The organism is Thiothrix caldifontis, assembly GCF_900107695.1.
In the GTDB taxonomy this organism is placed as follows: Bacteria; Pseudomonadota; Gammaproteobacteria; order Thiotrichales; family Thiotrichaceae; genus Thiothrix; species Thiothrix caldifontis.
In genome coordinates this window covers 130,550-152,139 of the sequence record NZ_FNQP01000005.1, presented here as the reverse complement: position 1 = coordinate 152,139, position 21,590 = coordinate 130,550, and the positions used below count along the sequence as shown (strand labels likewise).

General features: G+C 52.6%; 18 protein-coding genes. 8 read left to right on the top strand and 10 right to left on the bottom strand.

What is annotated here, in order from left to right; all coding sequences use genetic code 11:
* Window positions 1-13 precede the first annotated feature (13 nt).
* The 3 genes from BLV87_RS05755 to BLV87_RS05745 all read right to left on the bottom strand — a co-directional run bounded on the left by BLV87_RS05755 (window position 14) and on the right by BLV87_RS05745 (window position 1,755).
* A complete protein-coding gene (locus BLV87_RS05755; protein ID WP_093066324.1) occupies window positions 14-808 on the bottom strand; it encodes a metallophosphoesterase family protein in 795 nt (264 codons plus the stop codon).
* A gap of 133 nt (window positions 809-941) precedes the next feature.
* Complete coding sequence (locus tag BLV87_RS05750; RefSeq protein ID WP_093066322.1) at window positions 942-1,373, bottom strand: FKBP-type peptidyl-prolyl cis-trans isomerase; 432 nt, start codon at window positions 1,371-1,373, stop codon at window positions 942-944.
* Window positions 1,374-1,416: 43 nt separating this feature from the next.
* Window positions 1,417-1,755, bottom strand: coding sequence for a hypothetical protein (locus BLV87_RS05745; protein ID WP_093066320.1), 339 nt, complete (start codon window positions 1,753-1,755; stop codon window positions 1,417-1,419).
* A 119-nt stretch (window positions 1,756-1,874) separates the two neighbouring features.
* Here BLV87_RS05745 and purD point away from each other — a divergent pair, with 119 nt between their 5' ends.
* The 3 genes from purD to BLV87_RS05730 all read left to right on the top strand — a co-directional run bounded on the left by purD (window position 1,875) and on the right by BLV87_RS05730 (window position 6,984).
* Window positions 1,875-3,158: a phosphoribosylamine--glycine ligase gene (purD, locus tag BLV87_RS05740; RefSeq protein ID WP_093066318.1), complete on the top strand. Its 1,284-nt coding sequence runs from the start codon at window positions 1,875-1,877 to the stop codon at window positions 3,156-3,158.
* Between the two features lie 128 nt (window positions 3,159-3,286).
* On the top strand, window positions 3,287-5,761 hold the full coding sequence (locus BLV87_RS05735) for a DNA topoisomerase I (protein ID WP_093066316.1): 2,475 nt from the start codon (window positions 3,287-3,289) through the stop codon (window positions 5,759-5,761).
* 77 nt (window positions 5,762-5,838) lie between these two features.
* Window positions 5,839-6,984, top strand: a complete 1,146-nt coding sequence (locus BLV87_RS05730) for a GNAT family N-acetyltransferase (protein WP_093066314.1) — start codon at window positions 5,839-5,841, stop codon at window positions 6,982-6,984.
* Here the strand turns inward: BLV87_RS05730 and BLV87_RS05725 are convergent.
* The 4 genes from BLV87_RS05725 to BLV87_RS05710 form a co-directional block, all read right to left on the bottom strand.
* Window positions 6,981-10,436: a PPi-type phosphoenolpyruvate carboxykinase family protein gene (locus BLV87_RS05725; RefSeq protein WP_093066312.1), complete on the bottom strand. Its 3,456-nt coding sequence runs from the start codon at window positions 10,434-10,436 to the stop codon at window positions 6,981-6,983. The genes BLV87_RS05730 and BLV87_RS05725 overlap by 4 nt on opposite strands.
* 144 nt (window positions 10,437-10,580) lie before the next feature.
* Window positions 10,581-11,180: a Holliday junction branch migration protein RuvA gene (gene ruvA / locus BLV87_RS05720; RefSeq protein ID WP_093066310.1), complete on the bottom strand. Its 600-nt coding sequence runs from the start codon at window positions 11,178-11,180 to the stop codon at window positions 10,581-10,583.
* Between the two features lie 19 nt (window positions 11,181-11,199).
* Entirely contained in the window at window positions 11,200-11,730 is a 531-nt protein-coding gene (ruvC, locus tag BLV87_RS05715) for a crossover junction endodeoxyribonuclease RuvC (protein WP_093066308.1), read from the bottom strand.
* Window positions 11,731-12,480, bottom strand: coding sequence for a YebC/PmpR family DNA-binding transcriptional regulator (locus BLV87_RS05710; RefSeq protein ID WP_093066306.1), 750 nt, complete (start codon window positions 12,478-12,480; stop codon window positions 11,731-11,733).
* Between the two features lie 128 nt (window positions 12,481-12,608).
* Between BLV87_RS05710 and BLV87_RS05705 the strand changes: the two genes are divergently transcribed.
* Entirely contained in the window at window positions 12,609-15,329 is a 2,721-nt protein-coding gene (locus BLV87_RS05705; RefSeq protein ID WP_093066477.1) for a DNA methyltransferase, read from the top strand.
* 27 nt (window positions 15,330-15,356) lie between these two features.
* Here BLV87_RS05705 and BLV87_RS05700 read toward each other — a convergent pair whose 3' ends face one another.
* Both BLV87_RS05700 and BLV87_RS05695 read right to left on the bottom strand, forming a co-directional pair.
* Window positions 15,357-16,430 (bottom strand): Fic family protein, encoded by a 1,074-nt coding sequence (locus BLV87_RS05700; protein WP_093066304.1) that lies wholly within the window; start codon window positions 16,428-16,430, stop codon window positions 15,357-15,359.
* Window positions 16,431-16,607: 177 nt separating this feature from the next.
* Window positions 16,608-16,772, bottom strand: coding sequence for a rubredoxin (locus BLV87_RS05695; RefSeq protein WP_093066302.1), 165 nt, complete (start codon window positions 16,770-16,772; stop codon window positions 16,608-16,610).
* Window positions 16,773-16,898: 126 nt separating this feature from the next.
* Here BLV87_RS05695 and BLV87_RS05690 point away from each other — a divergent pair, with 126 nt between their 5' ends.
* Genes BLV87_RS05690 through BLV87_RS05675 form a run of 4 tightly spaced genes read left to right on the top strand, consistent with a single transcriptional unit; the run spans window position 16,899 to window position 20,189 of the window.
* Window positions 16,899-17,300 carry a FliH/SctL family protein gene (locus tag BLV87_RS05690; RefSeq protein WP_139282126.1) on the top strand — a complete coding sequence of 134 codons (402 nt, stop codon included), beginning with the start codon at window positions 16,899-16,901 and terminating at the stop codon, window positions 17,298-17,300.
* A gap of 43 nt (window positions 17,301-17,343) precedes the next feature.
* Window positions 17,344-18,525 (top strand): hypothetical protein, encoded by a 1,182-nt coding sequence (locus tag BLV87_RS05685; protein ID WP_093066298.1) that lies wholly within the window; start codon window positions 17,344-17,346, stop codon window positions 18,523-18,525.
* An 18-nt stretch (window positions 18,526-18,543) separates the two neighbouring features.
* On the top strand, window positions 18,544-19,314 hold the full coding sequence (locus tag BLV87_RS05680; protein ID WP_093066296.1) for a sulfite exporter TauE/SafE family protein: 771 nt from the start codon (window positions 18,544-18,546) through the stop codon (window positions 19,312-19,314).
* On the top strand, window positions 19,311-20,189 hold the full coding sequence (locus BLV87_RS05675; protein ID WP_093066294.1) for a fumarylacetoacetate hydrolase family protein: 879 nt from the start codon (window positions 19,311-19,313) through the stop codon (window positions 20,187-20,189). Before BLV87_RS05680 ends, BLV87_RS05675 begins: the two co-directional genes overlap by 4 nt.
* Here BLV87_RS05675 and BLV87_RS05670 read toward each other — a convergent pair.
* Window positions 20,186-21,358: an ATP-binding protein gene (locus tag BLV87_RS05670; protein ID WP_093066292.1), complete on the bottom strand. Its 1,173-nt coding sequence runs from the start codon at window positions 21,356-21,358 to the stop codon at window positions 20,186-20,188. The two genes, BLV87_RS05675 and BLV87_RS05670, sit on opposite strands and share 4 nt — an antisense overlap.
* Window positions 21,359-21,590: the final 232 nt, after the last annotated feature.

The window sequence follows — 21,590 nt, the reverse complement described above, 5'->3', positions numbered from 1 at the left end:
ATTTATTATAACACTAATGCTGCTGATGCCAGCCATCCTCGTGTCGCTGGAATACTTGTTGGCGTGCAAAGCGAAAGCGCTGACTGCCCCATTCCATCAATTCCACGCTGAGGCGTTCCCGATCCCCGCGAATCACGTTAAAACTATTGGTGTGATGCAGCAGCAGGCGGTTGGAAAGCGTCGTTCCCGCGTGCGAGACAATCACCCCTTGCGTCACTTGTGCGTAGGCGAGGTGGACATGCCCGCTCAAAATAATGTCGACTTCGGATCGAAAGGCTTGTAGTGCTGTTTCCCCATGTCTGACTAATTCGCGGTGCACAAACAGGGGAGGCAACCAGAAGGGGTGGTGTGCGGTTAACAGGCGCAGGCTGGATGCTGGGGTGGTTTGCAATTGGCGACGGATACGGGCGACCTGCAATCGGCTGATGCTACCGCGTGACCAGTCGGGGTGTAAGCTGGCGCGTCGTGCTGTGTTGATGCCGATAGCAATAAAAGCCTCATCGTTTTTGGTGGGTTCGAGTTCGGGGGAAATGTAGTGTCGCCATTTTTGCCAAGGAAACAGCAAGCGTTCCGGTAAATTGCGTTCGGTGAGGTCGTGGTTGCCGGGAACAATCAGGTATGGGTAAGGCAGCGTACTCAGAAATTCACGGGCGGCACGGAACTCAAGGCGGCTGGCTTGTTGGGTTAGGTCGCCACTGATGACCACCAGTTCGGGGTGGATATGTTCCAACGTTTCCAGCAGGCTTTCCCGCAGTATCGGCGATTCACATCCAAAGTGCAGGTCAGAAATATGTGCAATTATGGTCATGTGACTCATTTGGTTGTTAATTTTGATGCTATTTATAATCAACCAAATGAGCGTGCAGGGGAAATTTTTAGAATTTATACCTTGTTTACTGAGGTAATTGCACCGTAGAGACGCAAGATTTTGCGTTTCTACCCTAGAAAATGTCGAGAATTTCCAGTTCAACGGTGATGTTATGCCCAGCCAGCGGATGATTGAAATCCACGACCACGTTGTCAGCGCTAATTTCTAGCACTTTGCCGGGGATTTCTTGCCCAGATGGTAGCGAGAAGCTGATGATTTGCCCGATAGCCAAGGGCATTTCGGCAGGAAATTCGTTGTGTGCCAGTGTTTGGATGGCATCAGGGTCGGGATACCCAAAGGCTTGATCCGCCATAATAATCAGGCGGATGGGCTCGCCTTGTGGCAGACCGATCAGGGCGTTTTCGATATTGGGGTGAAGCTCGCCTTGACCCAGTTGCAAGATGTCACCTGCGGGGTCTTCGCAGGCTTCTACCTGGTGTCCGTCGGCGAGGAATAGTTGGTAAAGCCAGCGGATACGGCTATTGGCTTCTACGATTTTACTCATGGTGATGGCACTTGCTGCTGGGAAAACGCTGAGGATACCAGAGCTATCCAGCAAGCGGCATCAGATAGCGTACATTCACGTAACAAGGGGTGTGAATGGTGTCGCGTGGGTAGACGTGCAGCCAGTACTCTTCACCGTGTTGCTCCATACTTCCCTGTAGTGATACTAGGTCGACTTGTTGATGCTTGTGCAAGGGCGTGACGACTAGCGAGCGTGCATCGGGTAGTTGGTGGCAGGTAACGGAATCCGTTTCTGTTTGCACAGCGTAGACGGTAGCAACTATTCGTGTGATCGGTGATGTTATGGTTGCTGTATGTATTTTCTGCCCGCACCCGCTGAGCAATGCAGCGATGATTAGACACCCATAGTAATAATATTTCATATCCCGGATATTCCTTTATTCCCGGTCTCAACTTGAATGATTAAACGCATGAACGCTTGAAACGGCTACCTAATCCCGCTTTAATGGTGCGTTTTTCAGGATTCAACGGGAGTAACAGCATGAAAGTTCTGGTGGTAGGCGGCGGCGGGCGTGAACACGCGCTGGCATGGAAGATTGCGCAATCCGGGCGGGTAAGCGAGGTGTTGGTTGCTCCCGGTAATGCGGGCACGGCATTGGAGCCGAACATGCGCAATGTGCCGATTGCGGCGGAAGACGTGGATGCATTGCTGGCATACGCGCAGCAACACGCGATTGAACTGACCGTGGTTGGTCCCGAAGCGCCGCTTTCCAAAGGCATTGTGGATAAATTCCGGGCGGCGGGTTTGCGTTGTTTTGGCCCCACCCAGCAAGCGGCGCAATTGGAATCGTCGAAAGCCTTTGCCAAAGATTTTCTGGCTCGGCATCACATTGCCACTGCCGAATACGCGAATTTCACCGAAATTGAACCAGCGATTGCCTACATCCGCAAAATGGGTGCGCCGATTGTGGTGAAGGCAGATGGGCTGGCAGCGGGCAAGGGCGTGATTCTGGCGCAAACCGAGGACGAGGCGATTGCAGCGGTGCAGGATATGCTGGCAGGCAATGCCTTTGGTGCGGCGGGCAGTCGCGTGGTGATTGAAGAGTTTTTACTGGGTGAAGAAGCCAGTTTCATCGTGATGGTGGATGGCGAACACGTGCTGGCAATGGCAAGTTCGCAAGACCACAAAGCCCGCGACAACGGCGATAAAGGCCCGAATACCGGCGGCATGGGCGCGTATTCCCCCGCACCGGTGGTGACACCAGCGATGCACGAACGCATTATGCAGGAAGTGATTTACCCCACCGTGCGTGGCATGGCGGCGGATGGCATTCCTTACACCGGCTTTTTGTACGCAGGCGTGATGATTAATGCGCAAGGTGTGCCGAAAGTGCTGGAATTCAATTGCCGCTTTGGTGATCCCGAAACCCAGCCGATTATGGTGCGTTTGCAATCCGATTTCGTCGGCTTGCTGGAAGCGGCGTTGGAGGGGCGCTTGGATAAAGTGACTGCTGAGTGGGATAGCCGTGCCTCATTGGGCGTGGTGCTGGCTGCGGGCGGCTACCCGGATGCTTATGCAAAAGGCGCGGTGATTCATGGTTTGGATAATGCCGCAACGCTTGAGGGTAAAATCTTTCATGCCGGAACCGCCGTTCAGGATGGTAAGGTTGTCACCCAAGGCGGGCGTGTTTTGTGTGCAGTAGGCTTAGGCAACTCTGTCACCGAAGCGCAGGCAGCGGCTTATCAGCTAGTGCAGGCCATTACTTGGCAGGATGTGTATTACCGTACCGATATTGGGCATCGGGCGGTGGCAAGGGAGGTTTGAGGGGGGGCAGATTCACACTGATTTCACTTAGATTGCTTGCAAAACTTTACTTTCCCCCCAGTTACAAGCATAAAATGCCGCCTTGTGACTAATTGAAACACGGGCAGTAGCGCCTTGAAGCATAAAAAATGAGCGAAAATCTAGTAATCGTCGAATCTCCGGCGAAGGGTAAAACCATCCAAAAGTACTTGGGGAGCGGGTTTGAAGTGCTGGCCTCTTACGGTCATGTGCGTGACTTGATCCCCAAGGAGGGCGCTGTCGACCCCGATAACGGCTACGCGATGCGTTATGAAATCATCGACCGCAACCAAAAGCATGTGGATGCGATTGCGCGGGCGCTCAAAAAAGCCAACAACCTGTATCTCGCGACTGACCCGGATCGTGAAGGCGAAGCTATTTCTTGGCATTTATACGAATTGTTGAACGAACGCGGTGCACTTAAAGGCAAAAATGTGCAGCGCGTGGTCTTTCACGAAATTACCAAACACGCGGTGCAAGAGGCCGTTGCCAACCCGCGTGACCTTGCCCACGATTTGGTGGATGCGCAGCAAGCCCGTCGTGCCTTGGATTATCTGGTCGGTTTCAACCTCTCCCCCTTGCTGTGGCGTAAGATCAAGCCCAGCCTTTCGGCTGGGCGGGTGCAAAGCCCGGCATTGCGCCTGATTGTCGAGCGCGAGGAAGAAATCGAACGTTTCGTCCGCCAAGAATACTGGACGATGACCGCGCAAAATGAAAAAGACGCTCAAGCCTTCAGTGCACGCTTACACACGCTTGATGGCCACAAACTCGACCAGTTTGATATTAATAATGAGGCACGTGCCACTGAAGTACGTCAGCGCTTACTGCAAGTAGCCAACGGCAAATTGTTAGTCAGCAAAGTCGACAAAAAGCAACGCAAGCGTTACCCCGCGCCGCCGTTTACCACTTCTACCTTGCAGCAAGAAGCGGTGCGCAAACTCAAGTTTTCCACGCAACGCGCCATGCGTGTTGCCCAGCAATTATACGAAGGGATTGACCTCGGTAACGGCCCGGTGGGGTTAATTACCTATATGCGTACCGACTCGGTGACATTGGCAAACGAAGCATTGGCTGAATTGCGTGGCTTGATCGGACAGCGTTACGGTCAGGACAAATTGCCGGAAACCCCCAACTTCTATAAAAATAAATCCAAAAATGCGCAGGAAGCACACGAAGCAGTACGCCCAACCTCGGCACACCGCACGCCAGAACAGGTCAAAAGCCATCTCAATGAAGAACAGTTCAGGCTGTACGAGTTGATCTGGAAACGCACCGTGGCGTGCCAAATGATCTACGCCACCCTGGATACGGTATCGGCGGATTTGAACGCAGAAACGGGCAGTTTTTTCCGGGCGTCCGGTTCCACCATTCGTGATCCCGGTTTTCTCATGGTGTACGAAGAAGGCTTGGATGATCGCGCCAGCGAAAAGGAAAGCCCGCTACCGCCGTTGGAAGAAGGTGAAAGCATCACGCTGCACGACATTGCAGCAGAACAGCATTTCACCGAGCCACCGCCGCGCTATTCCGAAGCCTCGCTGGTCAAAGCCTTGGAAGAATATGGCATTGGGCGTCCGTCGACCTACGCCAGCATTATTTCGACCCTGTTGGCACGTGAATACGTCGAGCTGGACAATCGCCGTTTCACGCCGACGGATATTGGGCGCATTGTGATCCGGTTTTTGACGGAACATTTCACCCAATACGTGGATTACGATTTCACCGCCAACCTTGAAAATGAATTGGATGAAATTTCACGCGGTGAAAAAGCGTGGGTTCCGGTCATGGATGCCTTCTGGCAGCCGTTTCACCAGCTCGTTGATGAAAAGATGGAAAGTGTCAACCGTAGCGATGTGCTCCAGTCCCGTGAATTGGGTATCGACCCGACCAGTGGCAGGCCGGTATCGGTACGTTTAGGGCGTTTCGGGCCGATGGTGCAAATCGGCACCAAAGACGATGAGGAAAAGCCGGTATTCGCCGGGTTACGCCCCGGTATGAAGCTGGATACGGTCACACTGGAAGAAGCCCTCGAACTCTTCAAATTGCCGCGCCAATTGGGTGAAACCGAAGATGGCAAAGCCATCAGCGCCAATGTGGGGCGTTTTGGCCCTTATGTGAAATACGGCGACCAATTCGCTTCGCTGAAAAAAGAAGATGACCCGCACACCATCACGCTGGAACGGGCACTGGAGCTGATTGCCGAGAAAAAAGTCAAAGATGCCGAAAAAGTTCTGGTGGACTTTGGCAACGGCGTGCAGATTCTCAAAGGGCGCTGGGGGCCGTACATCAACAAGGTTATCAAGCGTGTTAAAGTGCAGGCACGTCTGCCCAAAGACCGCGAACCGGACAGCATGACTTTGGAAGAATGCGAAGCCCTGATTGCGGTTGTTGCCGAGGCCAAGAGCGCCAAAAAAGGGGCGAAGAAGGCCGCAGCGGTAAAACCAGAAACTGAAGCGGCAGATAAGCCCGTTGCAGCAAAGGTCGAAAAACCTAAGCCGGTAACAGCTAAAGCCGCGCCCAAAAAAGCCAGCGTAGCCAAAAAGCCAGCAGGAAAGAAAACCACGGCAAGCAAAAAGTCAGCGAGTTAAAGCATACTAACTGAAATCCGCCCCGGACTGAGCAGGGAATTTGTCCGCCCTGCGTAAACCGGCTAGCATTGCTTGCCATGCAAATTAACATTCTCCCCAATCTTGATAGCGTTGCCGCTGAGCAATGGAATGCTTTGGTGCAAGACGCCAACCCTTTCTTGCGTCACGAGTTTCTTACCGCGCTCGAACATCATGGTTGCCTGAACATTCCAGAGTTTGAATGGCTACCGCGCCACATCGTTGTCTATGAACAAGAGGTGTTGGTTGCTGCGATGCCCTTGTATGAGAAAAGCAATACTTACGGCGAATTTGTCTTCGACCATGCATGGGCGCGTGCCTATGAGCAGCACGGGCTGCGGTATTTTCCGAAACTGGTTTCTAGCATCCCCTACACTCCCGCTAGTGGGCAACGTTTGCTCGTAGCCACAGGGCGAGAGGCAGAATTATTGCCGGTACTGTTAGCGGCGGTGATGCAAGTGGCAGAAGCGTTGGAATCCAGCAGTTTCCATTGTTTGTTTCCACCTGCTGAACAGCTTGACTGGCTGGCACAACAGGGGCTAACCATTCGCCATGACTGCCAATTTCACTGGCGCAATGCGGATTACCAGAGCTTTGACGATTTCCTCGCCGTCCTCACTGCGAAAAAGCGTAAAAATATCAAGCAGGAACGTCGTAAGGTGGCGGATGCGGGGGTCACCTTACGGCAACTCAACGGTCACACTGCAACAGCGGAAGATTGGGAGCGCTTTGCCTTTTTCTACCAACACACCTTTGAAAGCAAGTGGGGCATCCCGACCTTAAATGTTGGCTTTTTCCGCGAAATGGCAACGGCCTTGGGCGAACAGGCGTTGCTGATTATGGCTGACAACCGTGAGGGCGACTGTATCGCTGGTTCGTTGATGTTTGCCAGTGCCACCCGGCTTTATGGGCGGCATTGGGGGTGTACACAGGAAATCGACAGCCTGCACTTTGAGGCGTGTTATTACCAAGGGATTGAGTATTGCATCCGGCACGGTCTACAGGTGTTTGAGCCGGGTGCCCAAGGGGAGCATAAGATTCCGCGTGGCTTTATTCCCACCCTGACACGTTCCGCGCATTGGCTGCGGGAACCGGTCTTTCGTGCGGCAGTGGAACGTCACGCGGCTTATGAGCGTGGTTCAGTGGCAGACTACATGCGTGCTGCCACTGAACATTTGCCGTATCGTATCGCCACAGAGACTTAGGCGTAACACCCCAGCAAATCCGCGCCTATCGTTCCCTGCAAACTTTTCAGATATGCCGCCGTGCGAATCCGTGCCAGTTTATCCTGCGCCTGCTGCAACCGTCCGGCAATATCCAGCCGTTCCGCCACATCCTGATGGGTTTCCTTGCCGAGGAATGCTTGCAGATACGCGCAATGGCGTTCCCACAACGCCGCATCGCGCTGTTGCTTGGTCAGCAAACGCTGCTGATACCAGTCAGATGCCAGCAACGCCTCGCGGGTAAACATTGCCCGGATGTCGGGATGATGCGCATCCCTACCCTCATACTGCCCCGTTGCCATGATATGCAGCAAAGCTTTCAGCGGCGGGCAAGCATCTTCAATACTGCCATCGTCCAGATACGCCTGCGCCACCTGTTGCTGCGCTTCGACGATATTGTTCACGCCATCCACGAACACATCCATGCCTTGCGTTTCGGGTTTGAGGATGTCTTCGCCGAACACCACCGCCGGATTGTCAAAGATTTTGCCCATGAAAGTCGCGACGAAACGGTCAGTGATCCGATACCCCAAGCGGCTGGCTTGCACCCATTGCCCGTGATGCTCGAAATCGCTCAAGGCTTCCAGATAGCCGTGTTCAATCAAATACGCCGGATCGCGCTCGTTTTCGCGCAGCCGTGACCAAATTTCGGGAATCAGCAAACTGATGTCGTGATCGACCCGTAAATTCGCGCCGATATAGCCCGCCGCGCTGGAAAAGCCCGCGTAGCCGCTGATCATGAACGACACCAGCGCATTGTTCAGATCCGCCGTGGTGCGCAACGCATTGAACGGTGCTTTGGTCAACGCGCCTTCGCTACCTGCGCCCGTGGTGGAAGGCGATTTGCCCGTCACGCTACAGATGAAATCCATAAACAGTTCCGGCAATTCCTGATAATGGATCGGGTTGAACACTGCCAGTGGACGGATGCCCTTACCCGGCGGATTATTACGCCGCCCGGTCAGCACCGCATCCACCGGAGTCATCAGCGGCTGATCCAACGGCACGCGCCGCTGGAAACGCGCCCCCATTTCCGCAATGTATTTACGCATCGGCTGCTGCAAGTCGGGGCGGATTTGCAAATAACGCGGGTTTTCGCTGGGCTTGCCATTCACCAAACGCGGGTTGGCGGACGACACCACGTATTCGCCGGACTCACACGCCGCTTGCAGCAAATTCGCCATCGGCGCAGTGTATTTCTGGAACTCAACCACATCCTCAACGATTTCGGTAAGGTTATCGCCCTTGAGCGGCTCGAAATTGGCAATGAAGTTGCCCGGTTGCGCCATGTCGAACTCGGTTTGCTTGTCGAAACCACGATGAATCGCTTCATCGGGGCGTTGGAACAGGCGGTATTCGCAGTTTTTCACCAGTTTGACGCTGGGATTGGAGGATTTCGGCGAACGGTTCGGCAATTTATCCGCGCTCACCACGACCGACGCGCTAATGTCGTCTTCCATCTGCACTTTTTCGGTGGCGATGAAATCCTGGCGGACTTTGTAGGTGCGCCAGTTGCCGCCATTCCCCAAGCCTACCCGCAAATACGAAGCCACTAAATCACGTCCGTTGTGTTTAAGCGCGTTACCGGGCATTCCGTTGATGACATCCACCGAGAAATGCTTGCGCCAATCCTTGCCCCATTCCGGTTTATACATGCGCTTGATAATGAAAGCTTGCGACAAAATCCGCGCCGGAATCGCCGACAGCCACGCATTGTAGGCATCGGTATGGCTGGGTGATGGCGTAAACAATTTGATCACCGAGCCAAGGCTGCGTTCTTCGCTGAGCGGTTGACGGGAAGGGTCACGGTCTTCATCCGCACATTCCGGTTTGAAACGGGTGCTGTAATCGTAGTCGAAAATCGCCGCGACTTGATCCATATCCGTCTCGAAATCTTGCACGAATACCGGGCCGTAAATCACCGCATCATTCAGCGATTTGGAAATTTCCGACTTGCCGCCGCCGGATACCGTACAAGGCTTGTGGCAGAACGTGCCTTCCGCATCCGTACCAATAATCCGCCATGATGGAGCAGACGGGTGTTTCTGCATTTCGGTCTTGTAGCCGTTGGGCTGCATATAGACTTTATTGGGGCGCAATTTCAGGCTGTATTCACCCTTCTCATTTTTCCAGCGGATGCTTTGGGTGCGCAAATCCATGCGGATGTCGAGCGGCAAATAGATCAGGTCGGGGTGGGCTTTGTCGATGGCGTAGCCTTCGGGCTGCACGTCCATCACCGCGCCAAATTGCGCCACCATGCTGTCGAAATTATAAACGTCTGGGCGTTTGCGGGTGCGGCTATCCGTGCCGTATTCTTCGCCATGATTGCGGCGTTGGAACGCGAGTGCGCCGCCCGCGTGCTCTTCTTCAGCCAGCCCGAACAGGTTGGCGGAATAGCTGATCTGGGTTTTGACTTCTTTCTTGCAATAGCCGTAATAGTTGTCGGCGAGGATGGTGACAATCACGCCGCGTTTGTCGCGTGCCACAATTTTGAAAGCACTGCCGTCGTTGTAACGTTCGCCTTCTTCTTTCCAGCACATGCCATCTTTGCGCTGGCGGGCGCTGGCTTGGTCGTAATGCGGCAAACCCAATTCCTGTTTGGTCAAGCGGGTCAAATGCGGGGCAAGGATCACGCAGCCGGTATGCCCTGTCCAATGCTCTACGTCGAGCGCGGCATCGTGTTTGGGCAGGTAGGGGTTGCCTGCATTGCCGAAAATGCTTTCGACGAAATCGAGGTTGCTGACCAGATTGCCGGGGGCAAAAAAGCGGATTTCCATGCTTTTTTCAGCTTCGCTACCGGGAATTTCGGGGCAAACCACGGGGCGCAATAGTAAGGAAACGAACAGGCGGGCTTTGTGTTCTTCGTTGGCGGTGAAAGGCAGTGCCAGCAAGTCGTCCGGCGGGTTGAGGGCATGTTGCAACATCCGCGCATACGCTATTTTCGGCACGGCTTTTTTATCACCGGGAATCGGCAAGCCACCTTCGGCAATGTGGAACGAGCCTTTGGTGGTGCGGCGGTCATTCGCAGGGTTGTGCAAAATGCCTTGTTTGATGCGGTAGCTGGACACGATGTCGGATTTGAAGGCATCGCCATCCGACGGTAAGGAGAGTTCCCGCGCCACACCGTAGCGGTCGAGGACAATGCTGTTACCGGGCAAGCGTACTTTTTCCGCGCCACAATCCGCGAGATAGCTGTCGAGGAAATCTTGGATACGCTGGTCGGCGGGGCACAGGTAGCCAGTCAGTAAACGGTTCTTTTCACGGTAACTGGCAAGCAGGTCATCGGCGATGGACAGGAATTCGTTGTCCCCGGCGAGGGAGGCTGGTTGCCCGGTAGAGGACAGTTTCAGGTTGATGTAAAGCTGGAGGCGGCGGCGTTCGGCATCGGAGTCCGGGCGCGATTTGCCCAAACCCAAGGATTGTTCCATATTCATGTGGGGCGGCTCTCTTTGGTGTACTAACTGTCGTGGTTGACGAGAGATTACCGACAAGCGAGGGGAAATGCCATATCCCTGCATGGAGTTAATATTAGCAAGTGCTTATTATGGAAGGGGATTTTTCAGTAAGCCTGCCGACCATCATTTCAAACTGGCACGCAGGGCTTGGCGAATCATGTCTTCCACACTCAAGCCTTGGTCTTCGTAAGCCGCAATCATTTGGCTGGCTTGCGCCGGTTTGTAGCCTAATGCCAGCAGTGCATTGATGGCTTCGTCACTGGCGGAAACACTGGGGACAGACGAGGTGGTTGGCGTGTGGATACTGTCGCTGACGTCTGTTTTGGGCAGTCGGTCACGTAACTCAATCACCAAGCGCTCCGCCGTTTTCTTGCCAACCCCAGGAATGCGGCTCAAACGGGCAATATCCGCCGCGTGAATCACTTGATTGAATTCCAAAGGACTCATGCCCGACACAATCGCCAATGCCATTTTGGGGCCAACCCCATTCACTTTGAGCAAATGCCGAAACAGTTCGCGCTCGGTTTGGGAACTGAAACCGTACAGCAATTGCGCATCTTCACGCACCACAAAATGGGTATAGAGCGTCACCTCCTGGTGCAATTCCGGCAGATCGTAGAACGTGGTCATCGAAGCCTGCACTTCATAACCCACGCCATTCACATCCAGCAATAAATCGGGGGGTTGTTTGATGAGTAATTTACCGCGCAATAATCCAATCATGTGATTACCTCTAACGCCCTCACCCCTTGCGGGGGAGGGTTGGGGTGGGGGGAATTTGTCGAGCAAGGCGATTATTCAAATGGCTCGCGTGCGCATGGCACAACGCCACGGCTAAGGCATCGGCGGTATCCGCTTGCAAACGCCCCTGCAAACCCAGCAACAGTTTAACCATGTGTTGCACCTGCGTTTTATCCGCCCCACCTTTGCCGACGGTGGCTTGCTTGACTTCTTTGGGGCTGTATTCCGCCACCGGTAAGCCAGATATCACACCCGCACAAATCGCCGCACCGCGTGCCTGCCCTAATTTTAGTGCAGAAGCGGCATTGTTGGAGACGAAAACACTTTCAATCGCCATTTCAATGGGTTGGTATTCGCGGATAATGCGGGTAAGTTCGGTGAAAATCGTGCCAAGGCGTTCAGGAAAAGCCGCATCGCCCAAGCGCAAACAAGTGCTAAAAATATGTTGGGTGTGCCGCCCATCGGTGTCGATAATCCCGATTCCCGTCTGGCGCGAACCGGGGTCAATGCCTAGAATACGGCGAGTGGTCACTTAACCATGCGCCGCTAAGGCTTCATCGCTGAAATCCGCATTGGTGAAGACTTCTTGCACGTCATCCAAATCTTCGAGCATGTCGATCATTTTCAGCAATTTGGCAGCGGTATCGCCTTCGACCAGCGTGAGGTTGTCCGCCCGCATGGTGACTTCATCGTGGTCGGGGGTGAAACCGGCGGCAATCATCGCAGCTTTGACAGCGGCGAAATCTTCCGGGGTGGTGACGATTTCAGCCGAGCCGTCATCATCCATCTGAATGTCGTCAGCACCGGCTTCGAGGGCGGCTTCCATGAGTTTTTCTTCATCCAAACCGGGGGCGAAGTTCATCACACCGATTTTCTTGAACTGGAACGCGACCGAGCCATTCGTGCCGAGGTTGCCGCCGTGTTTGGTGAGGGCGTGGCGCACTTCGCCCACGGTACGGTTGACGTTATCGGTCATGGTTTCGACGATCACCGCAATCCCGCCGGGGCCGTAGCCTTCGTAGCGCACTTCGGAATAATTTTCCGTGTTGGTTTCACCCGCGCCGCGTTTGCAGGCTTTTTCGATGGTGTCTTTGGTCATGTTCGCCGCTAAGCCTTTGTCCACGGCTAAACGCAAGCGTGGGTAAGCGTTGGGGTCGGACGTTTTGCCTTCACGCGCCGCAACGGTGATTTCACGGATGATTTTCGTCCAAATTTTACCGCGCTTTTTATCAACAGCGGCTTTTTGGTGTTTGATGTTTGCCCATTTGCTATGACCGGCCATGTCGAACTCTCGTCGTTAATCTCAAAAAATGCCGCTCAGTTTAGCATAATTGGCAAAAGTTTCAGACTGCTATCAGCAAAACTCGGTTCTGCGCTATGATCCTTGCTTTCGATTCTGGGCTTATTTTTATGGCAGCACTTTCCAACCGCAAGACTATCCGTGGCAACGCGCTGGCGTTCGTCAAAGAATGGGGCAATGAAACGCGGGAGGAAGCCGAAGCGAAGTCCTTTTGGGATGCGTTTTTTGCCATTTTCGGAGTCAATCGCAAGAGTGTTGCGGCGTTTGAACATGCCGTCGAGCGCACCGATAACACCAAAGGTTTCATTGATCTGTTTTGGAAAGGGGTGTTGCTGGTTGAACACAAATCACGCGGTAAATCCCTCGATAAAGCCAAATCGCAAGCCTTCGATTATTTCCAGCAGATAAAAGACCAGCGTGACCGCCCGCGTTACGTGCTGTTGTCGGATTTTGCCCGCTTCAAATTGTATGACCTTGATCGGCGTTTGGAGCATGACATTGCCATTGACGACTTGCCCGACAAAATTGAGTTTTTCGATTTTATGGCGGGGTTGGACAATCACGGGGAAAGCATTCAGGAATACGCGCTGAATATTAAGGCGGCGGAACGCTTGGGCAAGCTGCATGACGCGCTACAGGATGCGGGTTGTGCGGGGCATGAGCTGGAAGTATTTTTGGTGCGTATTTTGTTCTGTTTGTTTGCGGAAGATACGGGGATTTTTTCCCGCCACCAGTTCTACAACTACCTCGAACATTTTACTGCGCCAGACGGTTCTGACACTGATTCGCGCCTAAACAAGCTGTTTCAAACCTTGGATAAGCCGGTGAATGCGCGGGGCAAGCATTTGCTGGCAGAGTTGAACGATTTCCCTTATGTGAATGGTCACTTGTTCCGTGAAATATTGGATTTGCCGTCGTTTGATGCGGATATGCGCGAGGCTTTGCTGGATTGTTCGCATTTTGATTGGGGCAGTATTTCGCCTGCGATTTTTGGTTCGCTGTTTCAGTCGGTGATGGATAAGGCGGCGCGGCGCGAATTGGGCGCACATTACACCAGCGAAACGCACATTTTGCGCTTGATTAAGCCGTTGTTTTTGGATGCGTTGTGGGCGGAATTCAGCGCGATTCAACAGGGTGGCAATCGTGACAAGCGCAAGAAATTGGCGGCGTTTCAGCAGCGTTTGACGGCGTTGCAGTTCCTTGATCCGGCGTGTGGGTGCGGTAACTTTCTGATCATTACTTACCGAGAATTGCGGCGTTTGGAATTGGCGGTGTTGCAGGCGCAGCACGGTGACGCGCATCGGGGGTTGGAGATTACGGTCGAGCCGACGATTAAGCTGGAACATTTCCACGGCATTGAAATTGAGGAATGGCCGGTGCGGATTGCGGAAGTGGCGATGTGGCTGACGCAGCATCAGATGAACCGCGAATTTGCCCGTCAGTTTGGGCGCGAACCGGATTTGCTGCCGTTGAAATCCTCCGCGCATATTGTGATTGGTAATTCGCTGCAACTCGATTGGGCGGCGGTTGTTAAGCCTGCCAACCTGAATCACATCATCGGCAACCCGCCCTTCCGTGGCTCAAAAATGCAGTCGGATGCGCAAAAGCAGGAACTTGCCACGCTATTTGGAAAAGTACAAAACGCCAAGCAATTGGATTATGTGGCGTGCTGGTTCAAGAAAACGGCTGATTTTATTCAGAAAACCCGTATCAGTGTGGCGTTTGTTTCCACGAACTCCATCACGCAGGGTGAACAGGTCGCACCATTGTGGCAACCGTTGCTAGATATTGGTATCCACCTCCATTTTGCGCACCGTACTTTTTCGTGGGATTCTGAAGCACGCGGCAAAGCCGCAGTTCATGTTGTTATCGTTGGTTTTGCTGCCTTTGACACCGATGGCAAACGCATCTTCGACTATCCGGCTATCAAGGGTGAACCTGTCGAAATCGCTGCCAGCAATATTAACCCTTACTTGATCGACGCCCCGGATGTGGTTCTGGATAGTCGTAATCAGCCATTGGGTAATGTATCACCGATGTGGTTTGGTAATATGCCACTGGATGGTGGTGCTTTACTGCTGTCTTCCACAGAAAAAGCTGAATTATTGGAGAAAGAGCCGAATGCGGAAAAGTGGTTGAAACTTTGTCTGGGAGCAGATGAATTTATCAACGGAAAAGAGCGTTGGTGTTTGTGGCTGGTTGGGATTGCACCCAACGAATTGCGAGCTATGCCAGAGGTGTTGAAACGTATTGAGCAAGTGAAAAAATTCCGACTGGCAAGTGTCGCCGCTTCAACACGAGTACATGCGGAACGTCCGACTGAATTTCGGGATACCCGTTTACCGAAAACCTATATTCTTGTTCCGAGTGTTTCATCCGAACGGCGCGAGTATGTGCCGATGGGGTTTTTTGACAGCAATACCATTTCCACCAATCTCAATTTGATGATTCCCGATGCGAGTTTGTACGAATTCGGGGTGTTGGAGTCGAAGATTCACATGGCGTGGATGCGTACCGTTTGTGGGCGGCTGAAAAGTGATTACCGCTATTCTGCCAAGCTGGTTTACAACAATTTTCCGTGGCCTGATGCTGACGATAAGCAGCGCAAAAAGGTGGAAGCCGCCGCGCAAGCCGTGCTGGATGCGCGGAAGAATTACCCGACCTCAACCTTAGCGGATATGTACGACCCGACTTCCATGCCGCCGGATTTGCGCAAAGCCCATACCGCATTGGATAAAGCGGTGGATCAGTGTTACCGCAAGGAAAAGTTTGGCAGTGATATGGAGCGGCTGACGTGGTTGTTTGAGCGGTATCGGGGGTTGGTGGGCTAATCGCAAAACACGATCAAGAAATCCCAGCTATGCCGTTGCGATCTTGGGAATATTGAACAGCAAGTCAACCAATGCTTTATTCAGGTAGTAATTCTCACGCCCCAACTTGTGCTTTTCCAGCACGCCATCCACCGCTAAGGTATCCAGATAACGGGTGGCGGTAGCGCGAGAAACCTTGAGGTCGTCTTCCAGAAACTGCACTTTGGTGTAAGGGTGGCGGAAAATATTGTTGATTAAATCTTGGCTGTAAAAACGGTGGTGGCTGCGGATGTGATGCTTCTGTTGTTGCAGTAAAGTACGGATGCCTTCAATCAGGGTAATGGTGTGTTTTGCCGTCGAAGCAACACCGTGCAGCATGTAGATCACCCATTCCTGCCACTCTCCCGTATCACGCACCTGTTGCAGCAGGCGGTAATAATCCACTTTGGTGTGGTTGATATAGCGACTCAAGTACAATACCGGCGAATCCAATAAGCCTTCCTTCACCAGGTACAGGATGTTGATGATGCGCCCCGTTCTGCCATTGCCATCATAGAAGGGGTGGATGGTTTCAAATTGGTGGTGGATGATTGCCATTTTAATCAGCGGGTCGAGTTCCACCTGTTCGTCATGTAGCAATTGCTCCAAGGCACTCATTAAGGCGGGTAATGTCTCAGGGGAAGGCGGTGCAAACACAACCTCACCCGTGTGCTCATTACGCAGCACCGTCCCCGGCACTTTACGTAAACCTGCCCGATTCTGTTCCAAAGTTTCTTGAATAGCGAGAATGGTATTCAGCGTCAATAAACCGTGTTCTTGCACCAACTGAAAGCCAACTGTCAAACCATCGGCATACGCAGACACTTCTTTGGCTGCCACATCCACCACATCGACTTGTAAACGGTACTTGAAGAGCGCGTCTTGTGTGGTAATGATATTTTCAATCGCGGAACTGTCTTGTGCCTCCTGCAAACCCAGCGTGGAGAGTAAAATGGCTTGATTGGGAATGGTTTTGGCGATCCCTTTGAGTTCAGCAAGGTGGCGGTGTGCTGTCACCAATGCTTTGAGGATAGCGGGTGTTTCCAGTTGCGGTAACAAGTCTGTTAACGTGGCAAGTTGCATGTTTTTCTCTCATCTTCTCAAAAACACACCTTTTTGGTGTATATCGTTCCGCATCTTCTCAAAAAACGCGATTTTTGAGAAGATGAATCTTTGATTAAGTAATGAGCTTTGAATCATTGCCATTGTCGACCTCTCTTACCCAAAATGGGCATTAACTCCAACAACGATACAACATAATTAGATTTCCATCATCTCAAAATCATCCTTACTCACCCCGCACTCCGGGCAGCGCCAATCGTCGGGAATCGCTTCCCAAGGTGTACCCGGCACGATACCTTCTTCTGGCAAACCCTTGGCTTCTTCGTAAATCCAGCCGCACACGACACATACCCATGTTTTCATCTAAGCTACTACCTGCTAGTCATAATAATGACATGATTTTCAGGTAAATGGCTGGGGGAAGCAAAAAAGCTGGTGTCGTTAGGGATTTTGTTACCATTGTCATACGAATCAGAGGAATTGAGTGTTGTGATGCTGTGGGTTTTTTTTGGCCTAATCTTGGTGCTGGTGGCAGGATTTGCGTATCGTGCAGGTTTAAACCGTGGACGCCTTGAGGGTTATCAGGCAGGCATGGGCGACGGTGTGAAGAAAGGTCACGAAGACGGCATGAAAGCCGGTCTCAAAGCCGGAATCAAAGAACACATGGTCACAACCTTGGTGGATGCCAAACCTATTCCGGGGATGCACGAAGACTTGCACCAGCAAGTGAAAGAGGAGGTGCTGAAAGCGATTAACACCAAACCGGAACAGAAAAAAGCCTCCGCTGCTCCCAAGCCCAGTTTGGTAAACATGCTCTGGGAAGAGTTCGGCGGCTGGTTACTGCTGGCTTTGTTCGTCTTGCTGCTTGTATACCTGTTCCGATCGGGGTAAAAACACACGGGAGTTTTCCCATAACTAAAGTGATGCAGCACCCATGAAAACAGCACCCCGTGAAATCGCTACCCCTTGCCCGCAAATGTCCCTGAAAGTGCCGCAAGGCATGACGCAGGTGGAATTTTTCAACAGCCCCGCCAACCTGAAAAACCTTGCCGAAGAAAACGGCTTGTTCCGCACCCCGGAAGATTTGCTGCTCTACCGCAAGCTGGTGGGGCATAGCGTCGAATTCGACACCTCGATTATTCTGGATTGTTCGCGCCGCATTCTTGACCCGCTGGGTCGCCCGGTGCGCCGCGATCAAATGAAACGTCAGGAAAAGAAAGTCTGGTCGAAGATGACACAAATCATCTGCGATTACATGTTTGAAAAATACCCCGACCCTGCCGAACACCTGATTTTATGCGGGGAAGCCAGCTTGGATTCGACCTGGCCGTTGAACAAACCGGGTGTTCCCAGTATCCGCATGATTCACAACCATTTTATGGTGTTTCCGATGGCAGAATTGCGCGAGGCCAAGGAAGCCGATGCCAATAACCCCAACCTCACCGACAGTGGGCATAACACCTTGTTTTTAAGGCAATTGAGTGAGGCTTACCGCAAGTTTCTGGAAGTGTTGGATCTGCAAATTCTCAAGCTATTGCCAACCGAAGAAGCCTCCTTGCGCTTGACTGGCTACCCGCAAGGCTTGCCGTGTTGGGAAGTGGTGGGCGGCGCAGAACGCCTGAAAGACCAATATTTCTGGTACGAATACGAGCAAGTGTTGCGCGGCTTTTTGGATTTCTACCGCACCTTTTTCTCGATGGTTGCCACGGGTGAGGCGCGAGTGCCGGATAATGCCAATTTCCCGAACCAGATTGATGATGTGTTGCTGGGTAATCAGCGTTTTGTACGGGTCGCACGCGATTTGCGCGAAAAAGTGATTCAAGACCCGCAATTTGCCAACGATATTCGCTGGCGACCGGCGTACAAGCAAATCCTGTTCCGTGACGATAAAGGGCGCTTGGTGGTAACGATTTCGCAGAATTCGGTGGGCAATGCGATCACCGAATTGTTGGGGATTGTGGTGAAACGCCAAGTCGATTCCGATGCTTACGCTGCCGTGGAAGAGGGATTGGTCAGCCGTTTGTTGGAGGTGCGCGGACGCTTGCAGGCCGCTAACTTGGGTGAATCGTTGTCTGCCCCGTGCTGGCCGAATGGTCATTACCAGCCGTGCCGTTAAGTGAAGTGTATTAGCTGAATGAACGTATTATCTGACCCGTTAACGCTAACCATGGCGGTGTTGGCACTGCTTATCGTCGGCATTTCCAAAGGTGGCATGGGCGGCGGTTTGGGGGTATTGGGTGTGCCGTTAATGGCGCTGACCATGCCCCCGGCGCAAGCAGCGGCGATTTTGCTGCCGATTTTGTGCGTAATGGATTTGATGGCGCTGAAAGCCTTTTGGCAACGCTGGTCATGGGCGCACCTTCAGCAATTATTGCCTGCTGCGATTCTGGGGATTGTGATTGGAGCGCTCACGTTTACGTATTTTCGTGCCAGCGATGTGCGGTTGTTGGTGGGGCTGATTGCGGTCGGGTTTGCGTTGAATTATTGGTTCAAACCCTTCCAGCATTTGGCAATGGGTAAACCGGGGGCAAAGGCGGGGTTGTTTTGGGGCAGTATTGCGGGGTTCACCAGTTTTGTGGCGCACGCGGGCGGCCCGCCGGTGAATATTTATTTATTACCACAAAAGCTGGATAAGACGGTGTATCAGGCGACTACGGTGCTGTTTTTTACCAGTGTGAATTACGTGAAGTTGATTCCTTATGCGGCGTTGGGGCAATTCAACAGCACCAACATGGGGGCGTCGGTGCTGTTGTTGCCGATTGCGGCATTCGGGATTTGGTTGGGCTACAAACTGCATCACCGTGTGCCGGAAAAACAGTTTTTCCAAGTCGCGTATGTGTTTTTGTTCCTCACTGGCTGTAAGTTAATGGTTGACGGTATGCAAGGCTTAGGAGTGTTGGGATGAAACTGGGAACGTGTGTGTATCAACAACAAACGTATGTGTGCATAGCAGCAGGCGATACGGTGCTGCTTCCGGCGTTGGATGCGGCGTTTGATCAACCCGCGTGGCGCGATATGTTGGCGCTGATTGATAGCGACATCGACTTGCAGGCCGTGCGTAACACCTTAACGGCCGCAATGCGTGTGCCATTGGCGGACGTGACCTTGCTGGCACCGATCCCGCGTCCGCGCAAAAACGTGATGTGCTTGGGGCTGAATTATCTGGAACATGCGCAAGAAACCGCGAACCAAATCGGGCGCACCGGCAAAGCGCCGCAATACCCGATTGTGTTTACCAAATGCCCGACCAGCGTGATTGGGCATGAAGCTACCGTGCCGTTTGACCCGGAGACTTGTTCACAATTGGATTGGGAGGCGGAATTGGGCGTGGTGTTGGGCAAAGGCGGCAAAAAGATTGCGCGTGAGAATGCCTTGGCGCATGTGTTTGGTTACACCGTGATCAATGACTTGAGTGCGCGGGATATTCAGTTGAATCACAAGCAATATTTTCTGGGCAAAAGCATTGACGGCGGTTGCCCGATGGGCCCCTGGATTGTGACGGCGGATGAGATTGCTGATCCACAAGCGCTGGCGATTGCGTGTCGAGTGAATGGCGTAACGAAACAGGCATCGAATACGCGCCATATGATTGTTGATGTGGCGAGCATTATTGAATGGTTATCACGTGGGATGACGCTGGAAGCGGGCGATGTGATTGCCACGGGTACACCAAGTGGTGTGGGTTTTGTGCGTGAACCGCCGGAATATTTATTGCCGGGGGACGTGGTGGAATGTGAAGTGGAAGGCGTGGGCGTGTTGCGCAATACCATCGTAGGTTAAATACCGGACAGTTGTCCCCACGGTATTACCCGCACGCCGTGACGGGTTTGCGGTGTATCGCCCGCGTATACGATTTTTCCCTGACTGACGTTCAGTTGGGTTGCCAGCTCTTCGCGGCTGGCAGCTTGGGTGAAATTCTTGAAAAATTCACTGTTGATGGTTTGCGCCGATTTGATTTCTATGGGAGTCAACCCTTCCGGTGTTTCCATCAGCATGTCGAATTCTAAGCCGCTGTTTTCACGGTAATGGTACAGCCCCGGTTTTTTCCCTTGGTTGAGGTAATGCTTGTGCAATTCGGCAACCACCCACGACTCGAAAATAGCTCCACGTAACGGGTGTAGCCGTAATTGTTCGGGATTGCTGATGCCCAACAGGGAACACACCACGCCCGTGTCAAGAAAATGCTGTTTGGGGGTTTTAACCAGCCGTTTGCGGATATTGCCAAGCCAAGGCGTGAGCGTTGCGGTGAGGAAACTTTCCTGTAAGACCGATGACCAGGTGCGGATGGTGTTGTGCGACAACCCCACATCATTGCCGAGCGTGGTGTAATTCACTTCCTGCGCCGTGTGCGCGGCGGATAATTGCAGGAAACGGGAAAATTGGTCGAGATTTCCGACGTTTACCAATTGGCGTACATCGCGTTGCAAATAGGTGAGGATGTAGTCTGCCAGCCATTCCTCTGGTGCAACCGCTTGATTATAGAGACGCGGGTAGCCACCTTTCCAAACCGCTTCCCAGACGTTGGCAGGAGGTGTCGCGGCTTGGCTGATTTCGGTGTAACTGAGCGGCAAGAGGGTGAGAATCGCGGTGCGACCCGCCAAGGATTGTGACACTTTAGCGGAAATGACCAGATTTTGCGAACCGGTCAGGATGTATTGCCCCATGTTGCCGTTGTTATCCACCCGATCTTGGATGTAGTGCAGCAATTCCGGTGCATTCTGAATTTCGTCTAACACCACCCCGTGGTCGCCGAATTGATCCAGAAAACCACGCGGGTCAGCTTTGGCATAATCGCGGGTATCGAGTGGTTCGAGCGAGACGTAGGCTTTGTCGCTGAAGGTGGCTTTACACAGCGTGGTTTTACCGGATTGGCGCGGCCCCAGCAGAGTAACAACGGGGTTGCTGGCGGCGCGTTGGCGTAATACAGCGGTCAAAGTACGGGGAATCATGATTTGCCTCGGCAGCATTCTTACAGATTGTAAGTTGGACTTACAGATTGTAGATCATCCATGTGTACAGTGCCACGCCCCATTACAAATGTCTAAAAATACTGCGTTAAGTCAAATAGTCATTAAAAAATTTGTTCATGGTTATATCCGTTGTCGAATTTTATTCCTATATACCTATAGAATTAGGCATACTTTTTAAGTGTAGTGTTATGTGAAGTATCAAGGGGCTTAA

Coding starts and splice junctions, on each gene's coding strand:
- BLV87_RS05710 (WP_093066306.1), bottom strand. CDS start 12,480: ATGGCCGGTCATAGCAAATGGGCAAACATCAAACACCAAAAAGCCGCT.
- BLV87_RS05725 (WP_093066312.1), bottom strand. CDS start 10,436: ATGAATATGGAACAATCCTTGGGTTTGGGCAAATCGCGCCCGGACTCC.
- BLV87_RS05705 (WP_093066477.1), top strand. CDS start 12,609: ATGGCAGCACTTTCCAACCGCAAGACTATCCGTGGCAACGCGCTGGCG.
- BLV87_RS05695 (WP_093066302.1), bottom strand. CDS start 16,772: ATGAAAACATGGGTATGTGTCGTGTGCGGCTGGATTTACGAAGAAGCC.
- BLV87_RS05700 (WP_093066304.1), bottom strand. CDS start 16,430: ATGCAACTTGCCACGTTAACAGACTTGTTACCGCAACTGGAAACACCC.
- BLV87_RS05680 (WP_093066296.1), top strand. CDS start 18,544: ATGAACGTATTATCTGACCCGTTAACGCTAACCATGGCGGTGTTGGCA.
- BLV87_RS05750 (WP_093066322.1), bottom strand. CDS start 1,373: ATGAGTAAAATCGTAGAAGCCAATAGCCGTATCCGCTGGCTTTACCAA.
- purD (WP_093066318.1), top strand. CDS start 1,875: ATGAAAGTTCTGGTGGTAGGCGGCGGCGGGCGTGAACACGCGCTGGCA.
- BLV87_RS05755 (WP_093066324.1), bottom strand. CDS start 808: ATGACCATAATTGCACATATTTCTGACCTGCACTTTGGATGTGAATCG.
- BLV87_RS05735 (WP_093066316.1), top strand. CDS start 3,287: ATGAGCGAAAATCTAGTAATCGTCGAATCTCCGGCGAAGGGTAAAACC.
- BLV87_RS05670 (WP_093066292.1), bottom strand. CDS start 21,358: ATGATTCCCCGTACTTTGACCGCTGTATTACGCCAACGCGCCGCCAGC.
- ruvA (WP_093066310.1), bottom strand. CDS start 11,180: ATGATTGGATTATTGCGCGGTAAATTACTCATCAAACAACCCCCCGAT.
- BLV87_RS05745 (WP_093066320.1), bottom strand. CDS start 1,755: ATGAAATATTATTACTATGGGTGTCTAATCATCGCTGCATTGCTCAGC.
- BLV87_RS05685 (WP_093066298.1), top strand. CDS start 17,344: ATGAAAACAGCACCCCGTGAAATCGCTACCCCTTGCCCGCAAATGTCC.
- BLV87_RS05730 (WP_093066314.1), top strand. CDS start 5,839: ATGCAAATTAACATTCTCCCCAATCTTGATAGCGTTGCCGCTGAGCAA.
- BLV87_RS05675 (WP_093066294.1), top strand. CDS start 19,311: ATGAAACTGGGAACGTGTGTGTATCAACAACAAACGTATGTGTGCATA.